Origin of the sequence: Chiayiivirga flava (genome assembly GCF_014202825.1) — a bacterium.
Taxonomy (GTDB): Bacteria; Pseudomonadota; Gammaproteobacteria; order Xanthomonadales; family Xanthomonadaceae; genus Chiayiivirga; species Chiayiivirga flava.
The window spans coordinates 929,611-949,839 of sequence record NZ_JACHHP010000002.1; the positions used below are offsets into that span (position 1 = coordinate 929,611).

Genomic DNA, 20,229 nt, shown 5'->3' on the forward strand with positions numbered 1-20,229 from the left:
GCCACCCTGCGCTAAACTCGGCCTTTCGCCCGCCTGCCCGAGCCTCCGATGCGCGTCCTGCTGCCGCTTGCCCTGTCCATCGCCATGATCCTCCCCGCGTTCGCCGCGAAGACCCACGACGCCCCGCCGCGCCACCACGACGAGCATTCGTGGGCCGAACCGGACAAGGTCGTCATCCGCGACCTCGGTCTCGACCTGCGCGTGGACTTCGGCAAGAAACAGCTGCGCGGCAGCGCCGATCTCGCGCTGACATGGAAAGACCCCGCCGCGCGCGAGCTGCTGCTCGACACGCGCGATCTCAGCATCGCGAAAGTGCTCGGCAAATCCGGAGACGGCAACTGGCGCCGCCTGCAGTTCTCGCTCGGCGAACGCGATGCGATCTTCGGCCAGAAGCTCACGATCCGGATGAAACGCCAGTACGACATCGTGCGCATCCGCTATGCCACCGCGCCGGAAGCGTCCGGCCTGCAGTGGCTGGAACCGTCGATGACCGCCGGCAAGAAACATCCCTTCATGTTCAGCCAGTCGCAGGCCATCCACGCGCGCAGCTGGGTGCCGCTGCAGGACACGCCCGGCGTGCGCTACACCTACAGCGCACACATCGAGACCGATCCGGAACTGATGGCGCTGATGAGCGCCGACAACGCGCCGGACGCCTCGCGCGACGGCGACTACGTGTTCCGCATGCAGCAGCCGATTCCGTCGTACCTGATGGCGATCTCGGTCGGTGACCTCGTCTTCCGTCCGATCTCCGAACGCGCCGGCGTGTGGGCCGAGCCCGGCACGGTGGACGTGGCGGTGAAGGAATTCGCCGACACCGAACGCATGATCCAGACCACCGAGCAGCTCTACGGCCCGTACCGCTGGGAACGCTACGACCTGCTGATCCTGCCGCCGTCGTTCCCGTTCGGCGGCATGGAGAATCCGCGCCTCTCGTTCATCACGCCCACCGTCATCGTCGGCGACAAGTCGCTCACCAGCCTCATCGCGCATGAGCTCGCGCACTCGTGGTCCGGCAACCTCGTGACCAACGCGAGCTGGAAGGACATGTGGTTGAACGAGGGTTTCACGAGCTACGTCGAGAACCGCATCGTCGAGGCGGTGTACGGGACCGATCTGTCGCAGATGGAAAACGTCATCAGCCAGTTCGGGCTGCACGCCGAGATGCAGGAGATGGCCGAAGAGCGTCAGGTGCTGGCACTGCCGGCGCTGCCGGGCGTCGATCCGGACGAGGCGCTGACCGATGTGGCCTACATCAAGGGCGCGTGGTTCCTCGAATTCCTCGAGCAGCGCTTCGGCCGCGAGGCCTTCGATCCGTTCCTGCGCAGCTACTTCAATCACTTCGCGTTCCAGAGCATCGACACCGCGCAGTTCGTCGAGTATCTGAACAGCGAGCTGATCGCGAAGAATCCGGACGCGGTCACGCAGAAAGAACTCGACGCGTGGCTGAACCAGCCGGGCATCCCCGCGTTCGCCACGGCCGCCAAGTCCGCGCGGTTCGATGCGGTGGATGCGGCGCGCAAGGCGTTTCTCGACGGCCGCAAGTCCGCCGGCGAACTCCTGACCGCGGCGTGGACCACGCAGGAGTGGGTGCGTTTCCTCGAAGGCATGCCGGAGGTGCTCACCGGCCAGCAGGCCGTCGATCTCGACGAGGCGTTCAAGCTCACCACGTCGGACAACGGCGAGATCCTGCAGCGCTGGTTCCCGCTCACGGTGCGCAGCGGCTACTTCGAAGCGCGGCCGGCAATCGCGCAGTTCCTGCAGCGCATCGGCCGGCGCAAGCTGGTGATGCCGACGTACGAGGCGCTCGTCGCAACGCCGGACGGCAAGGAGTTCGCGCGCCAGGTGTTCGAGAAGGCGAAACCGGGGTATCACCCGATCACCACGGCGTCGGTGGAAGCGCTGCTCGCGAAGAAGCCCTGATCCCGTGGCGCGGAGCGGCCTGCGATGAAGCCGCATCCGCGCCTGCGCGCGCTGGCGATCGCGCTGCTGCTGGGCGTGATCGGCGTCGTCGCGCTCGGCGTCGTGTGGCCGGAGTGGGCGCTGCGTGCGGAGTACGCGCGGCTGCGCTACCTCGCCGACGCGCAGGTGCGCCGCGTGTCCGTCGACGACCATGCCGTGCAGTTGCTGGAAGCGGGGGAGGGCCGCCCCGTGCTGCTGCTGCACGGCTTCACCGGCATGAAGGAAAACTTCCTCGTGCTGATGCCGCACCTGTCGGCGACGCACCGGTTGATCGCGCCCGATCTTCCCGGCTGGGGCGACAGCACCCGGCGCGACGGCGCGGACTACGGCTACGCGGCGCAGGCCGATCGCGTGGCGCGCCTGATCGATGTGCTGGGCATCGGCCCGGTCGATGTCGTCGGCCATTCGATGGGCGGCGGCATCGCGGCGGTCCTGGCCGCCCGCCATCCGCAACACGTGCGTCGGCTGGTGCTGATGGATGCCGGCGGCGTGCGTTTCCGCGACAACGCCTTCGGCCAGGCGGTGCTGCGCGGCGAGAATCCCTTCGCGGTGCGCGACGGCGATGATCTTGCGCGCTACATGGCGCTGCTGTTCGACGCTCCACCGTACATTCCGTGGCCGGCCGACAGCGCACTGATCGCGCGGCGCGTGCGCGATGCGCAGTTCGAGCAGCATGTGCTCGACAGCATCGGACGCGGCGCCGACGCGTTCCTGCCCGGTGCCGAGGCCGCGCGCGTGACGGCGCCGACGCTGCTGTTGTGGTGCCGCCACGACCGCGTCATCGACGCCAGCGCCGCGGCGATCTACGCTGCGGCGCTGCGCGACAGCCGCACCGTGCTGCTCGACGGCTGCAGCCACATGCCGCTGATGGAACAACCGACCGACACCGCCCGCGCGCTCAAGGAATTCCTGCAATGAACGATCGTCCGATATCGTCGAAATCCGCGTCTTCGCGCGCGGCATCCGTGCTGCTGTCGCTGCTCGTCGCGGCCGCGCTCGGTGCCTGCGACACCGGCCCGACGCCGGAGGAGAAGCAGGCCGCGCAGGCGGCACGCGCGGAAGCCGAAGCCCAGGTGCAGCTCAAGAATTTCAACGACGCGCTGACCGGGCGGCGTCCGGACATGGCACTGAACTTCGCCGAGTACATCCTGCGCACGTATCCTGGCACGCAGGTCGCGGCGCAGATCAGGCCGCAGGCCGACACGCTGCGTGCGCAGGTCGAAGGCGCACGCGAAACCAAGCGGCTCGCCGATCTGTGGGTGTATCACAGCGTCGACGACGAAGAGGCCAAGGGCGTCGTCCGCACCGCGTACATCTACAGCAAGGATCCGGTCGGCGCCGAGCTCGACGGCAGCGAGAAACGTGCACGCCTGGTGCTGCGGCGCCATCCGCAGTGGGGCGACGATGTGTATCTGCTGGCCGACGGCGGGTTCGTGTGCAAGGGCAAGTGCACGGTCAAGGTGCAGTTCGACGACGGCACCGCGCGTGATGTGCCGGCGTACCTGCCGGAAACCGGCGAACCTGCGATCTTCGTCGAGGATTTCAGGCGGTTCGTGCCTGCGCTTCCCGATGCGACCACGGTGCGGATCGATGTTGTTCTGCAGCAGGGTGGCGCGAAGACGCTGGAGTTCGAGGTGGGCGAGTACAACGCGGCGACGATCGGGGAGCTGTGACTGCGGCTCAAAGAGCAGCCTATCGGAGAGGTCCACATCCGACGCGGGGAGGTTCACCGCATCGCTCTATCCGGACCCTCATCCGGTGCTGCCGCACCACCTTCTCCCGGTGGGAGAAGGACAGCAGAGGCTGTCGCACGACGAGGCGCGAGCTCGGTGCGAGTGCAAGGCGGGCGGTGTGATGCGCGGGAGGCGTGAAGCGCAGGCCGAAGACCTGCGCCCAGTGCGCTGGCGCTGCATGGTTTCGAAGTGCGTATCCCCGCGCACAACGAAGAACGGCGCCCATCGGCACCGTTCTTCGTTCAATCGATCGTCAGTGCGATCGACGAAAACCGATCCTACTTCGCCGCTTTCGCCTTCTCCGCCATCATCGCGTCGCGCGCGGCCTTGAACTCGTTGCCGCCCTTCCAGTTCGGCCATGCATCGCCGCCGGCGAGCTCGCGGCCGAGCAGGTACAGCGCATTGAGGTCCTGCATCACGCCGCCGAGGTCCCAGGACGGGTCGAATTCGTCCGCGGGCTTGTGGTAGCGGTTGGCGCCGTATTCGTCGGAGATCGCCATGCCGTGCGCTTCGCCGCCCTCGATCGCGTCGAGGCCCGATTTCGCGTACAGCGCCGGCACGCCGGCCTTGGCGAAGTTGAAGTGATCGGAGCGGTAGTAGAAGCCCTTTTCCACCGAGGCTTCCGCGTGCATCACGCGTTGTTGCGCATCGGCGATCGGGCGCAGCAGGTCTTCGAGTTCCGAAGCGCCGAATCCGTTGACCACGATGTCGCGCGTGCGTCCGACGACCGTCATTGCATCGAGGTTGATCACGCCCACGGTGTTGGCGAGCGGAATCACCGGATGCGCGACGTAGTACTTCGAGCCGAGCAGGCCCGATTCCTCGAGCGTCACCGCCATGAACAGCACCGAACGCGCGGGCTTCGGGTCCTGCACGGTGAACTGCTCGGCGATTTCCAGGATGCCGGCGATGCCGGTGGCGTTGTCGATGGCGCCGTTGTAGATCTGGTCGCCTTCGCCCTCGTGCTTGCCCAGGTGATCCCAGTGGCCCATGTAGATGACGGCCTCGTCGGGTTTGTCCGTGCCGGGCAACAGGGCGATCACGTTGTTGGATTCGGCGCTGCGGATCTGGCTCTGGATGGTGCTGCTGAAGGTCGCCTTGAGCGGCACGGCCTTGAAGCCGGGCTTGTTGGCCGCAGCGCGTTGCTCGTCGAGCGTCAGGCCGGCGGCAGCGAACAGCGCGCTCGCCACTTCGCCGTTGATCCAGCCCTGCAGCGGCAGGCGCGGTTCGGGATCGTCGCTGGCGGGCAGGTCGTACTGCGCGCCGCTCCAGCTGTTCCTGACCACATCCCAGCCGTAGCCGGCGCCGGCGTCGTCGTGCACCACGAGCGCCGCGGCCGCGCCCTGGCGCGCGGCTTCCTCAAACTTGTAGGTCCAGCGGCCGTAGTAGGTCATGCGTTTGCCGCCGAACAGCGATTCGTCGCCGGCGTGGAAGCCCGGATCGTTGACCAGGATGACGACGGTCTTGCCCTTCACGTCGAGGCCGGCATAGTCGTTCCAGTCGGCCTCGGGCGCGTTGACGCCGTAGCCGACGAACACAAGCTCGCTGTTCTCGATCTTCACCTCGGGCTGGCCGGTGCGGGTGCCGACCACGTACTGGTCGCCGAAACTCCAGCTCACGTTCGCGCCGCCGGCGGCGGTGACCGTGGCCGGCGCCGGGCGCGCCGTGGTTTCGGTCATGGGCACGCGCTGGAAGAAGCTGTCGCCGTTGCCGGGTTTGAGGCCGAGGCGTTCGAACTGTGTCTTGAGGTAGCTCGTGGTGAGCTCCTCGCCGCGCGTGCCCGGTGCGCGGCCTTCGAACTCGTCGGACGCGAGCACCTTCACGTGCTGGACGAAGTCCTCGACCGAGATTTCCGGACCGAAGGAGTACGAATCGGGCGTGGGTGCGGCGGCCGGCGGCGCGGCGGTTTGTGCGGCGGGTGTGGCCGGCGCAGCCGCAGGCGCCGGCGGCGCCTCGGCCTGCTGGCAGCCGGCCAGCACGGCGCCGGTCAGGGCGGCGAGGATCAGGCGATGTCGCATCAGCGGATTCCTGCAACGGGGGAATCCCGATTGTAGCGGCTGGGCGCGACGCTGCCGGGTTGTGGCGACGTGGTGCGCTGGGGCGAGTGGGGCCGCATCACGTGCCTGTCATGCCTGTGCCCCCTTCCGCCCTGCCGGGCACCTTCCCCCGCATGCGGGAGAAGGGTTTCCTTCGTTGCACGGTTTCGGGTCCCGAGCACGCGCAATGCAACTCGCGCTATCGATCGAAGCATCCCTTCTCCCGCGCAGCGGGGGAAGAGCCTGCCCCGGACTCGATCCGGGGTGCCCGGCAGGGCGGAAGGGGGTGCTCTGCCCCAACCGCCCCGCCGTCACCTCACGGCGTCGCACCGCTGAACGATTTCGCCGTCGCGCCCTTGATCGTGCCGACCTTCGCGCTGGTATGCACGTACAGCTCCACCTCGCGACGGAAATCGAGCACGCCGTCCACCGTGGCGTTCGGGCCGATCACCACGCGCGGCGGACGCGATTTGCCGCTGTTGAACCAGTTGCCTTTCGGCTTCTCGATGAGGATGCCGCCGCGCACATACGAATCGGCGCCGACGGTGACGTCGCCGTTGACGGTCGACAGCCCGTTGCCGACCTCGGTGGCCTCGATCTTGATGCGCCCGTTGACCGTTTCCACCTTGCCGCCGATGCGACCGCCGCGCTCGACGGTGATCGCGCCGTTGACCGTCGACACATCGTCGGCCACGGCCACGTCCTGGCCGAGCGTGACGCTGCCGTTCACCGTCTCGGCACTCTCGACCGACGCGCGATCGCGCAGCCGCACGCTGCCGTTGACCGTTTCGACGCTTTCGGCCACGGCGCCTTCGGACACGGTGACCGAGCCGTTGACGGTGGACAGGTCGCCGTATTCGGCGCCGGCGTCGGCGGTGATGGACTTGTTGACCTTGCTGATGTCGTCGCCGGCCGCTAACGCGGTAGACGAGGCCAGCAACACGGAAATCAGAACCAGACTGCGCATGCGATGCTCCTTGTGGGATGGGATGACGCGACGCCGTTGCGGCGACACTCGTGACATCGGATTCGCCTGCGCGGCAAACGGTTTAAAGCGTGCCTCCGCTATCATTGCGCCTCGTCACCCTGCCGGAAGTCATGCCGTGTCGCGACCCAAGCCCGTCCTGCTGCTGATCCTCGATGGCTGGGGCCACCGCGACGATCCGACAGACAACGCCATCGCACAGGCCGCGCTGCCGAACTGGCAGGCGCTGCTGGCCGCGTGCCCGCACACGCTGATTCACACCTCGGGCCTGCATGTCGGATTGCCGGACGGGCAGATGGGCAATTCGGAAGTGGGGCACATGAATCTCGGTGCCGGGCGCGTCGTCTACCAGGACCTCACCCGCATCGATGCGGCCATCGCCGACGGCAGCTTCTTCGCGAACGCCGAACTGCGTGCCGCGTGCGACGGCGTGGTGGCCAACGGCGGCACGCTGCACGTGTTCGGCCTGCTGTCGCCGGGCGGCGTGCACAGCCACGAGGCGCACGTGTTCGCGATGCTCGACCTTGCCCGGCAGCGTGGCGTGCGGAACGTGGCGGTGCACGCGTTTCTCGACGGACGCGACACGCCGCCGCGCTCGGCGCAGGCCAGTCTCGAACGGCTGCGCGACGCCGTCGCGAAGACCCCCGGTGCGTACATCGCCAGCGTCGGCGGCCGTTACTACGCGATGGATCGCGACAATCGCTGGGAGCGCGTCGAACTCGCCTACCGCGCCATCGCGCAGGTGCAGGCGGACCACCGCGCCGGCGACGCGTTGTCGGCGCTCGCCGCCGCATACGCGCGCGGCGAGAACGACGAGTTCGTCAAGCCCACCGTGCTCGACGGCGCCGCACCGATGCGCGACGGCGACGCGGTGGTGTTCATGAATTTCCGCGCCGACCGTGCGCGCGAGATCACCGCGTGTTTCGTGCGCGACGACTTCGACGGCTTCGTCCGGCCGCGCCGCATCGCGCTCTCGCGTTTCGTCTGCCTCACCGAGTACGACGCATCGCTGCCCGCGTCCGTGGCCTTCCTGCCCGACGCACTGAAGAACACGCTGCCCGAGGTGCTCGCCGCGCATCACCTCACCCAGCTGCGGATCGCAGAGACCGAAAAGTACGCGCACGTCACCTTCTTCTTCAGTGGCGGGCGTGAAGACACCTATCCGGGCGAGGAACGCATCCTCGTGCCGAGCCCGAAGGTGGCCACCTACGACCTGCAGCCGGAGATGAGTTGTCCGGAAGTGACCGGCCGGCTGGTCGAGGCCATCGAGGCGCAACGTTACGACGTCATCGTCTGCAACCTGGCCAATCCCGACATGGTCGGCCACACCGGCGATTTGCACGCGGCGATCCGCGCGGCCGAGGCGATCGATGTGGCGATCGGACGCATCGTCGCCGCGCTGCGCAAGGTCGGAGGCGAAATGCTGCTCACCGCCGATCACGGCAACCTCGAGATGATGCGCGATGCCGCTACCGGCCAGGCACACACGGCCCACACTACCGGCCCGGTGCCACTGGTGTACCTGGGCCGCCGCGCCACGCTCGCCGCCGACGGCGCGCTCAAGGACGTGGCGCCGACGCTGCTGCACCTGCTCGGCCTGCCGCAGCCGGCGGACATGCTCGGCCGCAACCTCGTGCGGTTCGAGGGCGCGGACGCTGTGCGCTGACGGTCCGGTGGCGGCGCGCTGCGTGCGGGTGGCGCTGGCGCTGGTTGCGCTCGGCCTCGCGCTGACGCTGCACGCGCAGCCGGCCGACCGCAGCGCGCGCGAAACCGAGGCCCAGCGCAAACTCGACGCGATTCGCGCCGAACTGCGCACGCTCGGCGATGCGCAGCGTGCGCTCGACGCCGAACGCGGCACGGCCGCCGCTGCCGTGCGCGAGGCCGATGAGGCCATCGATCGCGAAGCGCGCGGGCTGCGCGACATCGACGACCGCATCGGGTCCCAGCAGGACGAACTGGCCGTCCTCGAGTCCCGGCAGACAGCGCTGCAGGACAGCCTCGGGCGGCAGCGCGAGGCCCTCGCCGCACTGCTGCGTTCGGCGTACGCGCTTGGCCGGCACGAGCAGGTCAAACTGCTGCTCGCGCAGGATCGTCTCGACAAGCTCGCTCGCGTGCTGGCGTACCACCGCTATTTCCAGCGCGATCGCGTCGACCGCATCGAAGGCCTGCTGGCCGAGCTCGCGCAGTTGGCCGAGGTGGTCCGGGCCGTGGCCGCGCAACGCGAGCGGCTCGATGCAAGCCGCGCCGAACAGACCGCACGCATCGCCGACCTGGAGGCCCAGCGCGGCGCGCGGCGCGCGTTGCTGGCCGAACTCGACGGCCGCTTCAGCGATACGCAGCAGCGCATCGCCGCCCTCGGCCGCGACGAGATGGCCGTGGTGCGGCTGCTCGAATCCCTGCGCGACGTGTTCGCCGACATTCCGCAGCAACTGGACAATGCCAAGCCGTTCGCGCAGCGAAAAGGCAGCCTTGCCCCGCCGCTCGTCGGCAAACTGCTCGCGAATTTCGGAGCGCGCATGCCCGACGGCCGCACCAGCCGGGGGCAGCTCGTCGCCGCGGAGGCCGGGACCGCGATCCGCGCCGTCGCACCGGGCCGCGTGGCCTTTTCCGACTGGCTCAAGGGTTACGGCCTGCTGGTGATCCTCGATCACGGCGACGGCTGGATGAGCCTCTACGCCCAGAACGACACGCTGCAGCGCGATGTCGGCGACTGGGTCGCGGCGGGCGACACGCTCGCGGGCGTCGGCACCTCGGGCGGCCAGTCCAGCCCGGCGCTGTATTTCGAGCTGCGCCGCAACGGCCGGCCGGTGGACCCGCGCGGCTGGTTCGCACCGCGCTGAAGCGATTGGCCGCGCAGCTGCGGGCGACACGCGCTGTCGCCTATCGCCCTGCGTGTCGCTCGCTGGCCTGCGATCCCTGAGGCGTGCGGCGTGCGTACGCGAAAGCGTCCGGACGAAATCAAGTCCATTCCGCGGAGCTTTCGCATGGTGCAGTCCACACGCCTTTCTTCTGCTCCCGCGCACGCGCGCGCCAGTCTCGGCGGCGAGCCCGATGCCGGCTACGGCGTGCTCGGCCGCACGTCCGCCGAGTATCCGCACTTCGGCGGCGCGGGGTCGGAAAGCATCGCCTATGCCAGCACGGTCGATGCGCAGGATCGTCTCATCGTTGCCGGCCACAGCTTCGACGCGCAGGGCACGCTGGTCGCAAGTCTGGTGCGGTTCCACGCCAACGGCACGCCGGACGCGGAGTTCGGCCTGCGTGGATTCGTCACCTTGCCCACGCAGTTGCCGACCGGCTCGGCGTGGTTGCGCTGCGTGGTGGCGCTCGATGACGGCAGTCTCGTCGTCGGGTTCGACGTGAAGGGGTCGGAACGTCGCCATGTGCTGCTGCGACGGCTGCGGCCGTGCGGCGCCGTGGATCTCGACTTTCTGCAGCCGCGCGGCGGCGCGCTCGAATTTGCACCCGCGTCGACGCTGGACATGCTGCACGGCCTGCGGCCGATGCCCGATGGCGGGCTGCTGGTGCTCGCGACGACACACCTGGATCGGTTCCACGGCGCCGAACTCGCGTTGCTGCGTCTGACGCCCGGCGGAGTGCCCGATCCAGGGTTCGGCACGGGCGCCGGACCGACCGGAATCGCCTGGGTGCCGCGCCCGGCGGCGACGCGTCTGCGCCGGCCGTGGTCGCTGGCATTGGCGGTGGATGGCAGGATCCTGCTGGCGGGCGACGTGCTGTGCGAGCAGGAGTCCGAGCCCGCCGGCGTGGCGGTGTCGGCGCTCGATGCGTGCGGCCTGCCGTCGGCGGGGTTCGGGCGCGGCGGCATCGTGCGCCTGCCGCAGACGCGCAACGACGCACTGCGCGATCTCGCCTGCCGTGCCGACGGGCGCGTGGCCGTGGTGCTGCAGACCGGTGCCGGCGACGCCGTCTCCCTTCCGAAGGTGATCCAGCTGCAGGCCGATGGCGCGCTCGATGGCAGCTTCGCCAGGAACGGCGTGCTGATCGCACCGCTCGGCGGCACGGCCCCCTGCCAGCGACCGCAGGCCTGCGCCATCCAGCGGGACGGAACGCTCCTTCTTGCCGGAACGCCGTGGGCCGAGCCGGGCGGCCAGCGCGTGACCGTGTCGCGCTGGTTGCCGGACGGCGGACGCGACGAGGCGTTCGGCGACGCGGGTTCGCTGATCTGCGGCTTCAGCCACGGCATCGGCCGCACCGACGGCGTGTGCGTGGACAGCATCAGCGGCCTGCACGCACTGGAAAACCGCATTCTTGTCGCGGGCCACATGCTCGAGTGCGAGATGAAATACAAGTACTGCGCGCTGGCGCTGCACGCGTAGCGCGATCGGGCCGGACCCGCGGTCCGGGTCTGTGCCGCCCGTCCCGCGGATCGTGCCGCCCGGCGGCAGCGTGAGCCTCACCGTTCCGAGCGGCGTACGCCATCACAAGAACGGAGAACTCTGCCATGCACCAGACATCGCACGCTGCTCTTGTGTCGTCCGCCGCCCGCCCGATGTGCCGCCGGCGCGGCTTCTCGCTGATCGAACTGATGGTCACCATCGCCATCGTCGCCATCCTCCTGAGCGTTGCGTTGCCGAGCATGGCCGATGCCATCGCACGCAACCGCATCGCCTCGTCCGCCAACGCGTTTCTTGCGGGACTGAATTACGCGCGGACCGAGGCCATCCGTCGCAATGGCGCGGCGGGCGTGTGTCCCACCAAGTCCGGCGTCGTCTGCGATGGCGACTGGGGTGATCGCTGGCTGGTCTTCGCGGGCAAGCCGACGGAGCCGACCGTGCTCTCGCTCGGCGAATTCAGCGACAAGGATCAGTTCACCTCGGAGTCGCCGACCAGCAAATCCATCACCTTCGATGCACGCGGCATGCTGGCCGTCGCGCCGAACGCGTTCGAGCTGCGGCCCGTGGACTGCGGTGCGGGCAAGCCGATGCGCAGGCTCTTCAGCGTGCAGCGCACCGGCAGCGTGTCGGTGATGAAGGGAGCCTGCCTGTGAACGTGTCGGCGCGTGTCCAGGGTGCCGATGCCGGATTCTCGTTGATCGAGGTGATGGTGGCGGTGCTCGTGCTGTCGCTCGGGCTGCTCGGCATGGCGGCGCTGCAGGGCGTATCGATGCGCTACAACCAGAGCGCGAACTACCGCACCCAGGCGACCAACCTCGCTTACGAGTTCATCGACACCGCGCGCAGCTACTCCGATCGCGACCTGAGCAACCTCGTCGCGCTGGTGCAGAACTTTACCGACTGGAGCCAGATGTGCGAGATCGGCACGCCACCCGGCTACGCCTGCGGGTCCAGCGCCGACGCACTCAACTGCGACCGCGAACGCTGGGCGCAGAAGATCTGCCGCACCATGCCGAACGGCCGCGGCCAGGTGCTGCTCGACACCTCGCTCGCCGCACCGCAGATCACCGTGCGCCTGTGCTGGAACGACGATCGTGGCCTCGATCCCGCTGTTACGAGCGACTGTTCCGATCCGAGCGAAGCGCTCGGCGGCCAGCCGTTCGCGATCACCAGCCAGCTCTGAGGTGCGTGCCATGCCCGTCACCTCCAAACACACGCAACACGGCTTCTCGCTCGTCGAACTGATGATCGCCATCACCATCGCGGTGGTGCTGGGCCTGGGCCTGGTGCAGGTGTTTTCGGCCCAGCGGGTCGCGTTCGCAGCCAACGAATCGCTGGCACGGGTGCAGGAAAACAGCCGCTTCGCTCTCGGCTTCATCGAGCACGACCTGCGCATGACCGGCAACATGACATGCCTCAACGACCAGGGCTTCGCAGGGCGTCTGTTCAACCATCTGTCGGCGGATGTGCCGGCCGCGGCGCCGTGGCTCTATCGAATCGATCAAGCGTTTCAGGTGTACGAGTTCGTCGGCACCGCGCCGGGTCAGACCTATGGTCTCGCCGAAAACCGCACGACACCGGCCGCCGATGCGTGGGCTCCGCCGTTGCCAGCGGATCTGGGGATTGCGGGCAAGGCACTCGACGGCAGCGACATCGTCGTCGTCCGGTACATGAGTGCGGAATCGACGGTGTTGACCGGCATCGGTGTCGAAGCCGCTGCCGGCACGCTGGATGTCGCAGATCCGTCGTTCCTGTCTGCCGGTCGCGTATATGCAGTGAGCGACTGTCGCAATTTCAGCCTGTTCCAAGCGCTGGGCGGCAAATCCGTCGGCGTTGGTGGACTGAATCTCGTGGGATGGAGCGGTCTTGAGAACAGCTACGGACCGGATGTTCCGCTGCATCGCTTCGAATTTGCGGCGTACTACGTGGCCACCGGCGCGGACGGCGGGCCTGCATTGTTCCGGCGGCAGTTCGACGACAGCGGAACCCTTGCCTCGGAGGAACTCGTTGCGGGCGTCGAGTCGGTGCAGGTCGTGCTCGGTGCCGACACGGCATTGCGCGATCGTGGCGATCGACCATCGTCGTACTTCACGGCGGCGGCGGTGGAAGAGGGCGCCGCGCCGTGGCCCGCGGATGCATCGGCCAGCCAGCGCTGGTCGTCGGTCACCACGGCCCGCGTCGGTGTTCTGGTGCGCAGCGAGACGCGGGCTTCCGCGGCAGCACCCACGGCGCCGTCTCTCGTCGCGGACGTGCGACTCGAGATCCCTGCCGATTCGCGCTTGCGGCATGTCTACGAAACCCAGGTCGCGCTGCGCAACCGCATCCGCGGCTGAGACGAGGACAAACGATGAAACAGACAGACTCCCGCATCACCGTCGCGCGACAGCCCGCACCCCGCCAGCGAGGCTCGGTGCTGTTTCTGGCGATGATGCTTCTGATCGTGCTGAGCTTGCTCGCCCTGTCGGTTGCCACGGTGACCGGTCTGCAGGAGCGGATGGCGAGCACGTACCGTTCCGAGCACCTCGCGTTTCAGCACGCCGAAGCGCGTCTGCGCGCGACCGAACGCACCATCGTGGACGAAACCGATCCCTGCCACGCGGGCGACCCCGATCCCAGCACTGCCTGGATCGATGCGCCACCCGCCTCGGGCACCGAACACTACCGCAACATGGGCCGCGGCCCGACGGCACGTGCATTCGGCTGGCGCGGGAGCAGCAAGGCTGGTTCTCCCGCACTCGTGGGCGATATCCGCTGCGCGTACTTCGAGGTCAGCGCCATCGATTTCGATGTGCCCGGCGGCGACTCGACGGCAGCCGCCGTGACCACATCCGTGTTTGTGCCCTGAAGCAGTCCACATTGCGAATCCCGGAGATTCCCATGTCTACTCCCCGTCTCTCTTTGATCGTGAAGATCGCCGTCCTCGCCGCCCTGTCGGTGACAGGCGCATTCGATCGCGCTCTGGCATTGAACATCGCGCAGACGCCGTTGTTTCTTGGCCTCGATGTCAAGCCGAACTTCATTCTCGCCGTCGACGACTCGGGCTCGATGGGCGAGCAGCGCATTTTTCCCGGTGCCAATTCTCCCTACATCGCATGGAACGAGGACAACGCGAGTTTTTTCCTGGCGCCCGAGCAGCTGTATTATCTCGAGTCGATGAATTTGCCGGATCCGGCGCCGCCCTTCGGTGCCTATGGATCGATCCATGGCGACGGGAGCGCCAATGATGGTGGGTCGAACTACATTTTCCTAAGTCCGTCGATTCCACCCTTCGACGACTTTGGTTTTGCGCGTTCGCCGGATTTCAACAAACTTTACTTCAACCCGGCGGTGACCTATCAACCCTGGCGCAAACATGACGGCACGCGTTGGCCGGACGCCGATCCATCCGCGGCGCGCGCCGACCCCCGACTCGGGACACCGTACAAGATCGGCTACGCGTCGGTGTTCGATTTCGTCGATCAGGATGGGCGCCGAGAAGACGGTGACCGGGGATTCTACCTGCTTGCGGGCATGAAAGTGCCCGCCGGCACCGTTTACCGGACCGACAGCAACGCGATTGCGGATTGCGGTGAGAGTGCTTCGCTTCCTGGAACAAATGGCGCGTGGGCGACACTCGATCAGGACACCGTTATACAGAGTGCGTGCACAGCCAACCTGCAACGGTTTCCCGCGGTGTTTTTCCTGAAGGACCCGGCATCGCTTCCGCCCGAGTTCGGATATGTGGCCGACCCGGTCCACATTCCTGATGCACTGGGCCCCGGTGGCGTGGGACTGTACAAGTACGAGATTCGTCCGGAGAACTTCTCCAGCAAGCCAGCGTACAACGCGGCTGTTCAGAATTTTGCGAACTGGTTCCAGTACCACGGCAACAAGATCCTTGCGCTCGTGGCATCGATGACGGAGGCGTTCTTCGACGTGCGTGACGTGCGGGTGGGGCAATTCGCCATCAACCACCTGCAGGACGTGAAAATGTACGATCTGTCGGTCGACCTGGATCGCATCGCGTTCTTCGACCAGATCACCGCCTTGACGACGTCGGCGATCCTGTACGGAGGTTCGATAAACACTCCCAATCGCAGCGGGGTCAACCATCTGGGCGAGCAGTTCCTGCGCACCGACTCGCAGGCGCCGATCCAGGCGGCCTGCCAGTTGAACACCGGAATGTTGTTCACCGACGGATACACCAGCAAGGGCGATGGCCCCGTGCTTTTCGGAAACGCGGACGGATCGCTTGACGCACCCCTTTCCGATGGCTATGCCGACACCATGGCGGACATCGTCACCGCGTACTTCGAAGGCGCCCGTGTGCCACTGCGTGCCGATCTGCCGACAGGCAAGGTCCCCGTCGTGGCCAGCTGCGAAGATAGCCCCGAGCCCTGGGCCGACTGCGAACGGGATCTGCACATGCGGTTCCATGCTGTCGCGTTCGGTCCCACCGGTCATGTCTACGGTGTCGATGCGCAGAAGACGGAAGAGCCTTTTGTGCACCATCCGGATTGGAATGCCTTGGGTGCACCCAAGGCGTCCAATGGCCCCGTGGTCGTCGATGAACTCTGGCATGCCACGCTCAACGGCAGGGGGTCGTTCGTCAGCGCCGCGCGTCCCTCGGATGTAACGGATGCCTTGAAGAATGCACTCAAGTTGTCGAGCGTTGGCACGTCGTTCTCCGGGGGGCTGTCGGGAAGCAGCACGCGTCGCGATCTCGATTTTCTCGGCTACGTTCCGCGCTACAACGCCGAAGACTGGACCGGCGACCTGACCGCGCACTCGACGAAGGACGATGGCCAGTTCGATGCGCAGGTCTGGAGCGCGGCCGAGCAGCTCGAGGACGTCGATGTCGACGACCGAAAAATCTACTTCTCGGATCCGAAGACGAAAACACTCCACCCGTTCAGCGTGGACGCCCTCGGCGGCGACGCGGCCGCCATCACGCGGATGGGATTGCCTGCCGATCCGCCGTACGGACGCACAGTCGAGGAGATTGTCGACTATCTGCGCGGAGATCACACCTTCGAACAGAAAAATCCCGGCGGCACGTTGCGAAATCGCAGCTCACGGATCGGCGACATTTTCGGTTCGCAGCCCGAGGTGCTGACGTCGGCGGGCTTCGGCTACACGGGTCTGCCGGACAGCGAGGGCGGCGGATTCGGTCCTGGAAGCTACGGCGAATTCATGCAGACGACAAAAAAGAACCGGACTCCGGTGGCGTTTGTCGGAGCAAACGACGGGATGTTGCATGCATTCGATGCAACCGGCGGCGCCAACGGCGGCAAGGAGCTGTTCGCCATCATCCCGGAGGCAGTGATGTCCAATCTGGGCGTGCTGCCGGATCCCACCTACAAACATCGCTACTTCGTCGACGGCTCGCCCGTGCAGGGCGACGCGTACGACGGCAACGCGTGGAAGACGGTGCTGCTCGTGCCCATGGGCGCAGGTGGAAAGTCGATCATGGCACTGGACGTGACCGACCCGGCCGCGTCGTTCGGGCCGCAGAACTTCCTGTGGGAGTTCACCGATCCGGGCCTCAACGAGACGCTGGGGAAACCGCATGTGGTGTTGCTTGAGAACGGCAAGTGGGCGGCGGTGTTCGGTAGCGGAATCGACGGCGTACCGGATCCGGGAACGGTTGAGACGCATGCCTACATCTACTTTGTAGATCTCTTCTCCGGCGAGCTGATCGCCAAGGTGCTCGCTCAGATGCCTTACGGAGACGACGGAATCCTGGACGACGGCTTCGTCAATCTCGTACCCGTCGACGCCGACTACGATCTCCGCGCGGACACCGTCTACGCCGCCGACTATGACGGCTATCTGTGGCGGCTGGATATTGACGATGTCGACCCGATCGCGCTTGGCAATGGTGGTGCGCCGCTGTTCAGGGCGGTGAACAAGCTGGGCCGACCGCAGATCGTGACGGGCGGCATTGACGCCTTCCCGCATCACATCAGGGGCCAGATGGTGTTTTTCGGAAGCGGGCGCTATTTGAAGACCAATACCGACATCGCTCCCACAGTCACCGAAGAGAGCTTCTACGGAATCTGGGACGATCCCGAGCAACCCGGGTTCATCGACCGCAACGATCTTCAATCGAGGGCGATTCTCTCGCAGGAGAACGTGCAAGGTGTCGAGACGCGGCGTATCTCCGATGCTCCGGTCGACTGGAGCACACAGCGGGGCTGGGCACTGGACTTCCTCATCGACGGGCAGCCGCTGACCGGCGAAAAATTCATCGGCCATCCCGTCGTGGCATTGGGACGAGTGATGTTTGCAACCTATCAGCCGTTGTCGGATGACCCCTGCTCCGGCGGCGGGACGAACCGCTTCTATTCACTGTCGGCGACGAGCGGTGTCGGCGAACTGGCCCTGCCCGGCGGGGACGGCACGTACGGGGCGATCGATATTCCGTCGGCATCGGCGGGTCGCGGGCCGATTCAGCAACCCGGGGTGATCACGTCGCCGCCGCCGCCTGCCTGTGTTCCCGGTTCCCCGGGTTGTCCGTTGCCGGAGCCTGATGAACAAGGGCAGGTGCTGTCGGCACCGAGCCCGGGCTGTCGGACGAACCTGGGCGTGCTGCTTGGTGATGGACTGCTCGTGTTCGACCGACTCACGTGCGGCAGACAATCCTGGCAGCAGCTTCAGTGATGCTGCCCGGTCGCGGCGCTCCGCACTGACGGAGCGCCGCGATCTGCATGGAACGCCGACGGCGGTTGCAGCATCCGAGGCCGGGTTGCGTCCCGGACAGTTGCACCGATCAAACCGACGCGGCGGACTCCTGCAGACAGCACATCGACGACAACAACGGCAAAGGCAACAGCAGGCCGACGTCTGCCGAAGCAATCGGGAAGCGGGCATTGCGGGATGGGTTGGTGGCTATGGGTGGACTCGAACCACCGACCCCAGCATTATGAGTGCTGTGCTCTAACCGGCTGAGCTACATAGCCAAGCGACGCGTCCCGCTGCGGGACTGCCTTGCCTCGGAGCGGCGAGCCGAGCGTCCGAGGCGAACCGAAAATTATCCATGCGCAGGCCGGTGGCGTCAACTCGCCGGCGCTCTTGCGTGCTTCTTCGGACTGGGTACCCACGGTCCGCACCAGAGCCGATCCCCGGCCTCCACGCGCGAGGGGCACGTTGAAGGAACGGCGCACCCCGGTGACGCTTTCGATGCGGGCCCGCGACCGCCGTCGCGGCCGCCGTCACCTCTGTTTTCTCCCGAAGACGACCGCGACCGGCGCTCCACGGGGGGATCGGCTGCCTGCGTCCCCTGCGCAGCGTCGTTCGATTCGCCGCGGCCTGCCGGCGGACGGGGTGCGGACACGGACACGCATGTCGCCCGCTGGCCTGCCTTGTCGCTGCGTGCGCCGCTGTGGCACAGTCGGGGCATCATTTATCGGAGTCGGTCCGTGATCGATCCGGACGGGTATCGCCCGAACGTGGGCATCATCCTGATGCACGACGACGGTCGCGTGTTCTGGGCGCGGCGCACGTCACGCGACGGCTGGCAGTTTCCGCAGGGCGGCATGAACAGCGACGAGACGCCGCTGGAGGCCATGTACCGCGAGCTGCACGAGGAGACCGGGCTGTTTCCCGAGCATGTGGAGGTGCTCGGCGCGACACCCGGCTGGCTGCGCTACCGCCTGCCGCGCCGCTTCGTGCGCAACGGACAGCGTCCGGTGTGCATCGGGCAGAAGCAGGTGTGGTTCCTGCTGCGGCTGGTGGCCGACGAGCAAGCGGTGCGGCTGGATGCTACCGAGCGGCCGGAATTCGATCTGTGGCGCTGGGTCGATTTCTGGTATCCGCTCGAACACGTGGTGGTGTTCAAGCGCCAAGTGTATGAAAAGGCACTGCACCATCTGGCGCCCAAGGCCCAGACCTTGGCGGCAACCGCCGCCATCCTCGATACGGCGCCGCCGCTGGGCGCCGCCGAACCGATGCGCGCAGTGGCCGGCGGCTATCGTCGCGGAATAGGCTAGCTGGCGGGCTCCTGACCGCCGCACCGGCAGCCGGATGTGAATGGATCGCGGGGCGTGTTGACAATCATTCGTATTCGCGTTGGAATGGGCGCACGTTCCAGCCGGTGCCGCCATGTACGTGTGTCTTTGCAACGGAATCACCGAGCGCGCGGTGCGCGATGCCGCGTTGTCCGGTGCGCGTGACCTGTCCGACCTGATCGCGATGACCGGTTGTGCGTCGTCGTGCGGCAGCTGCGCGGACGTCGCCATGCAGATCCTCGACGAAGCCCGGCCCGAGCGCAGGTTTCCGCTGGCACTGATCCCGCTCGCGGCCTGAGCCCGACCGCGCGCACGGCGCGATTCCCGGCCGCTTCCGAAGCCGCACGATCGACGTGCGGCTTTTTTGTGGGACGTCGCACGTGCCCGATGCACACTTTCCCGTCGAAGTCCTGGACGAGACGCGTCACTCCGTCCATGGCAGCGCACGCGCGATTTCCGGGCAGGCGCGGCGGACATGCGTCGCCGGCGTAGCGTGGCTGTCGTGTCGCCGGAGTAGACCCGGCGGTGCTGGTCAGCGCCCACACGTCGCCTTTCATCGCTGTCGGTTCGCAGTGCCCGTCCCCGCCGTTCGGAATGCGTGCGATTTTCGTTTCGTCATCGCGCGGCACAAGGCGGTAGATTCGCCGACGAACGAATCGGCAGGAGCCACCCATGAAAGGCGATGCAAAGGTCATCGAGCATCTGAACAGGTCGCTCTGCAACGAGCTCACCGCGATCAACCAGTATTTCCTGCATGCGCGCATGTTCAAGAACTGGGGGCTGAAGGCGCTCGCCGATCACGAGTACCACGAGTCGATCGACGAGATGAAGCACGCGGACAAGCTGATCGAGCGGATCCTGTTCCTGGAGGGGCTGCCGAACCTGCAGAAGCTCGACAAGCTGCTGATCGGCGAGGCGCCGAAAGAGTGCCTGGAGTGCGATCTGAAGCTCGAGTATGCCGCGCTGCCCGATCTGCGTGCCGCGATCGCGTACTGCGAGTCGGTGGGGGATTACACCTCGCGCGAGTTGTTCGAGGACATTCTCGAATCGGAAGAAGAGCACATCGACTGGATCGAGACCCAGCTCGGATTGATCGAGCAGCTGGGCCTGTCGCCGTACCTGCAGTCGAAGATCCGCGAATAGCGCATCGCCCATGCCGCCGTCTTGCGGCGG

At 66.9% G+C, this 20,229-nt stretch carries 16 protein-coding genes and 1 tRNA gene; 14 read left to right on the forward strand and 3 right to left on the reverse strand.

The annotated features are described in order from the left end of the window. Nucleotides 1-48: 48 nt before the first annotated feature. Genes HNQ52_RS08325 through HNQ52_RS08335 form a run of 3 tightly spaced genes read left to right on the forward strand, consistent with a single transcriptional unit; the run spans nucleotide 49 to nucleotide 3,635 of the window. Nucleotides 49-1,923: a M1 family metallopeptidase gene (locus HNQ52_RS08325; protein WP_183960636.1), complete on the forward strand. Its 1,875-nt coding sequence runs from the start codon at nucleotides 49-51 to the stop codon at nucleotides 1,921-1,923. A gap of 24 nt (nucleotides 1,924-1,947) precedes the next feature. After that, nucleotides 1,948-2,880 (forward strand): alpha/beta fold hydrolase, encoded by a 933-nt coding sequence (locus HNQ52_RS08330; RefSeq protein ID WP_183960637.1) that lies wholly within the window; start codon nucleotides 1,948-1,950, stop codon nucleotides 2,878-2,880. Further along, on the forward strand, nucleotides 2,877-3,635 hold the full coding sequence (locus tag HNQ52_RS08335; protein WP_183960638.1) for a hypothetical protein: 759 nt from the start codon (nucleotides 2,877-2,879) through the stop codon (nucleotides 3,633-3,635). The genes HNQ52_RS08330 and HNQ52_RS08335 overlap by 4 nt, the downstream gene beginning before the upstream one ends. 338 nt (nucleotides 3,636-3,973) lie before the next feature. On the opposite strand, the gene HNQ52_RS08340 is transcribed toward HNQ52_RS08335, so the two are convergent. Both HNQ52_RS08340 and HNQ52_RS08345 read right to left on the reverse strand, forming a co-directional pair. After that, nucleotides 3,974-5,713: a M28 family metallopeptidase gene (locus HNQ52_RS08340; RefSeq protein ID WP_183960639.1), complete on the reverse strand. Its 1,740-nt coding sequence runs from the start codon at nucleotides 5,711-5,713 to the stop codon at nucleotides 3,974-3,976. A gap of 334 nt (nucleotides 5,714-6,047) precedes the next feature. After that, nucleotides 6,048-6,698, reverse strand: a complete 651-nt coding sequence (locus HNQ52_RS08345) for a DUF4097 family beta strand repeat-containing protein (RefSeq protein ID WP_183960640.1) — start codon at nucleotides 6,696-6,698, stop codon at nucleotides 6,048-6,050. 136 nt (nucleotides 6,699-6,834) lie between these two features. On the opposite strand from HNQ52_RS08345, the gene gpmI reads away from it, so the two are divergent. The 8 genes from gpmI (at nucleotide 6,835) to HNQ52_RS17565 (ending at nucleotide 17,710) form a co-directional block, all read left to right on the forward strand. Continuing rightward, the gene (gpmI, locus tag HNQ52_RS08350) at nucleotides 6,835-8,382 is read left to right on the forward strand and encodes a 2,3-bisphosphoglycerate-independent phosphoglycerate mutase (protein ID WP_343059254.1); all 1,548 of its coding nucleotides are present in this window, start codon (nucleotides 6,835-6,837) and stop codon (nucleotides 8,380-8,382) included. 7 nt (nucleotides 8,383-8,389) lie between these two features. Continuing rightward, entirely contained in the window at nucleotides 8,390-9,556 is a 1,167-nt protein-coding gene (locus tag HNQ52_RS17560; protein WP_183960642.1) for a peptidoglycan DD-metalloendopeptidase family protein, read from the forward strand. A gap of 144 nt (nucleotides 9,557-9,700) precedes the next feature. After that, nucleotides 9,701-11,050, forward strand: coding sequence for an NHL repeat-containing protein (locus tag HNQ52_RS08360; protein WP_183960643.1), 1,350 nt, complete (start codon nucleotides 9,701-9,703; stop codon nucleotides 11,048-11,050). 173 nt (nucleotides 11,051-11,223) lie between these two features. Continuing rightward, nucleotides 11,224-11,721: a GspH/FimT family pseudopilin gene (locus tag HNQ52_RS08365; protein WP_221281978.1), complete on the forward strand. Its 498-nt coding sequence runs from the start codon at nucleotides 11,224-11,226 to the stop codon at nucleotides 11,719-11,721. Nucleotides 11,722-11,723: 2 nt separating this feature from the next. After that, on the forward strand, nucleotides 11,724-12,251 hold the full coding sequence (gene pilV, locus HNQ52_RS08370) for a type IV pilus modification protein PilV (protein WP_183960645.1): 528 nt from the start codon (nucleotides 11,724-11,726) through the stop codon (nucleotides 12,249-12,251). Nucleotides 12,252-12,261: 10 nt separating this feature from the next. Further along, nucleotides 12,262-13,401 (forward strand): PilW family protein, encoded by a 1,140-nt coding sequence (locus HNQ52_RS08375; protein ID WP_183960646.1) that lies wholly within the window; start codon nucleotides 12,262-12,264, stop codon nucleotides 13,399-13,401. Nucleotides 13,402-13,415: 14 nt separating this feature from the next. Then, a complete protein-coding gene (locus tag HNQ52_RS08380) occupies nucleotides 13,416-13,913 on the forward strand; it encodes a pilus assembly PilX family protein (RefSeq protein ID WP_183960647.1) in 498 nt (165 codons plus the stop codon). Nucleotides 13,914-13,972: 59 nt separating this feature from the next. After that, a complete protein-coding gene (locus HNQ52_RS17565) occupies nucleotides 13,973-17,710 on the forward strand; it encodes a pilus assembly protein (protein ID WP_221281979.1) in 3,738 nt (1,245 codons plus the stop codon). A 222-nt stretch (nucleotides 17,711-17,932) separates the two neighbouring features. Here the strand turns inward: HNQ52_RS17565 and HNQ52_RS08390 are convergent. Then, nucleotides 17,933-18,009: transfer RNA gene (locus HNQ52_RS08390), tRNA-Met, on the reverse strand. 459 nt (nucleotides 18,010-18,468) lie between these two features. On the opposite strand from HNQ52_RS08390, the gene HNQ52_RS08395 reads away from it, so the two are divergent. The 3 genes from HNQ52_RS08395 to bfr all read left to right on the forward strand — a co-directional run bounded on the left by HNQ52_RS08395 (nucleotide 18,469) and on the right by bfr (nucleotide 20,199). Beyond that, nucleotides 18,469-19,038 carry an RNA pyrophosphohydrolase gene (locus HNQ52_RS08395; protein WP_183960649.1) on the forward strand — a complete coding sequence of 190 codons (570 nt, stop codon included), beginning with the start codon at nucleotides 18,469-18,471 and terminating at the stop codon, nucleotides 19,036-19,038. A gap of 112 nt (nucleotides 19,039-19,150) precedes the next feature. Continuing rightward, entirely contained in the window at nucleotides 19,151-19,354 is a 204-nt protein-coding gene (locus HNQ52_RS08400) for a (2Fe-2S)-binding protein (RefSeq protein WP_183960650.1), read from the forward strand. Nucleotides 19,355-19,728: 374 nt separating this feature from the next. Then, nucleotides 19,729-20,199 carry a bacterioferritin gene (gene bfr / locus HNQ52_RS08405; RefSeq protein ID WP_183960651.1) on the forward strand — a complete coding sequence of 157 codons (471 nt, stop codon included), beginning with the start codon at nucleotides 19,729-19,731 and terminating at the stop codon, nucleotides 20,197-20,199. The last annotated feature ends 30 nt before the right edge of the window (nucleotides 20,200-20,229 follow it).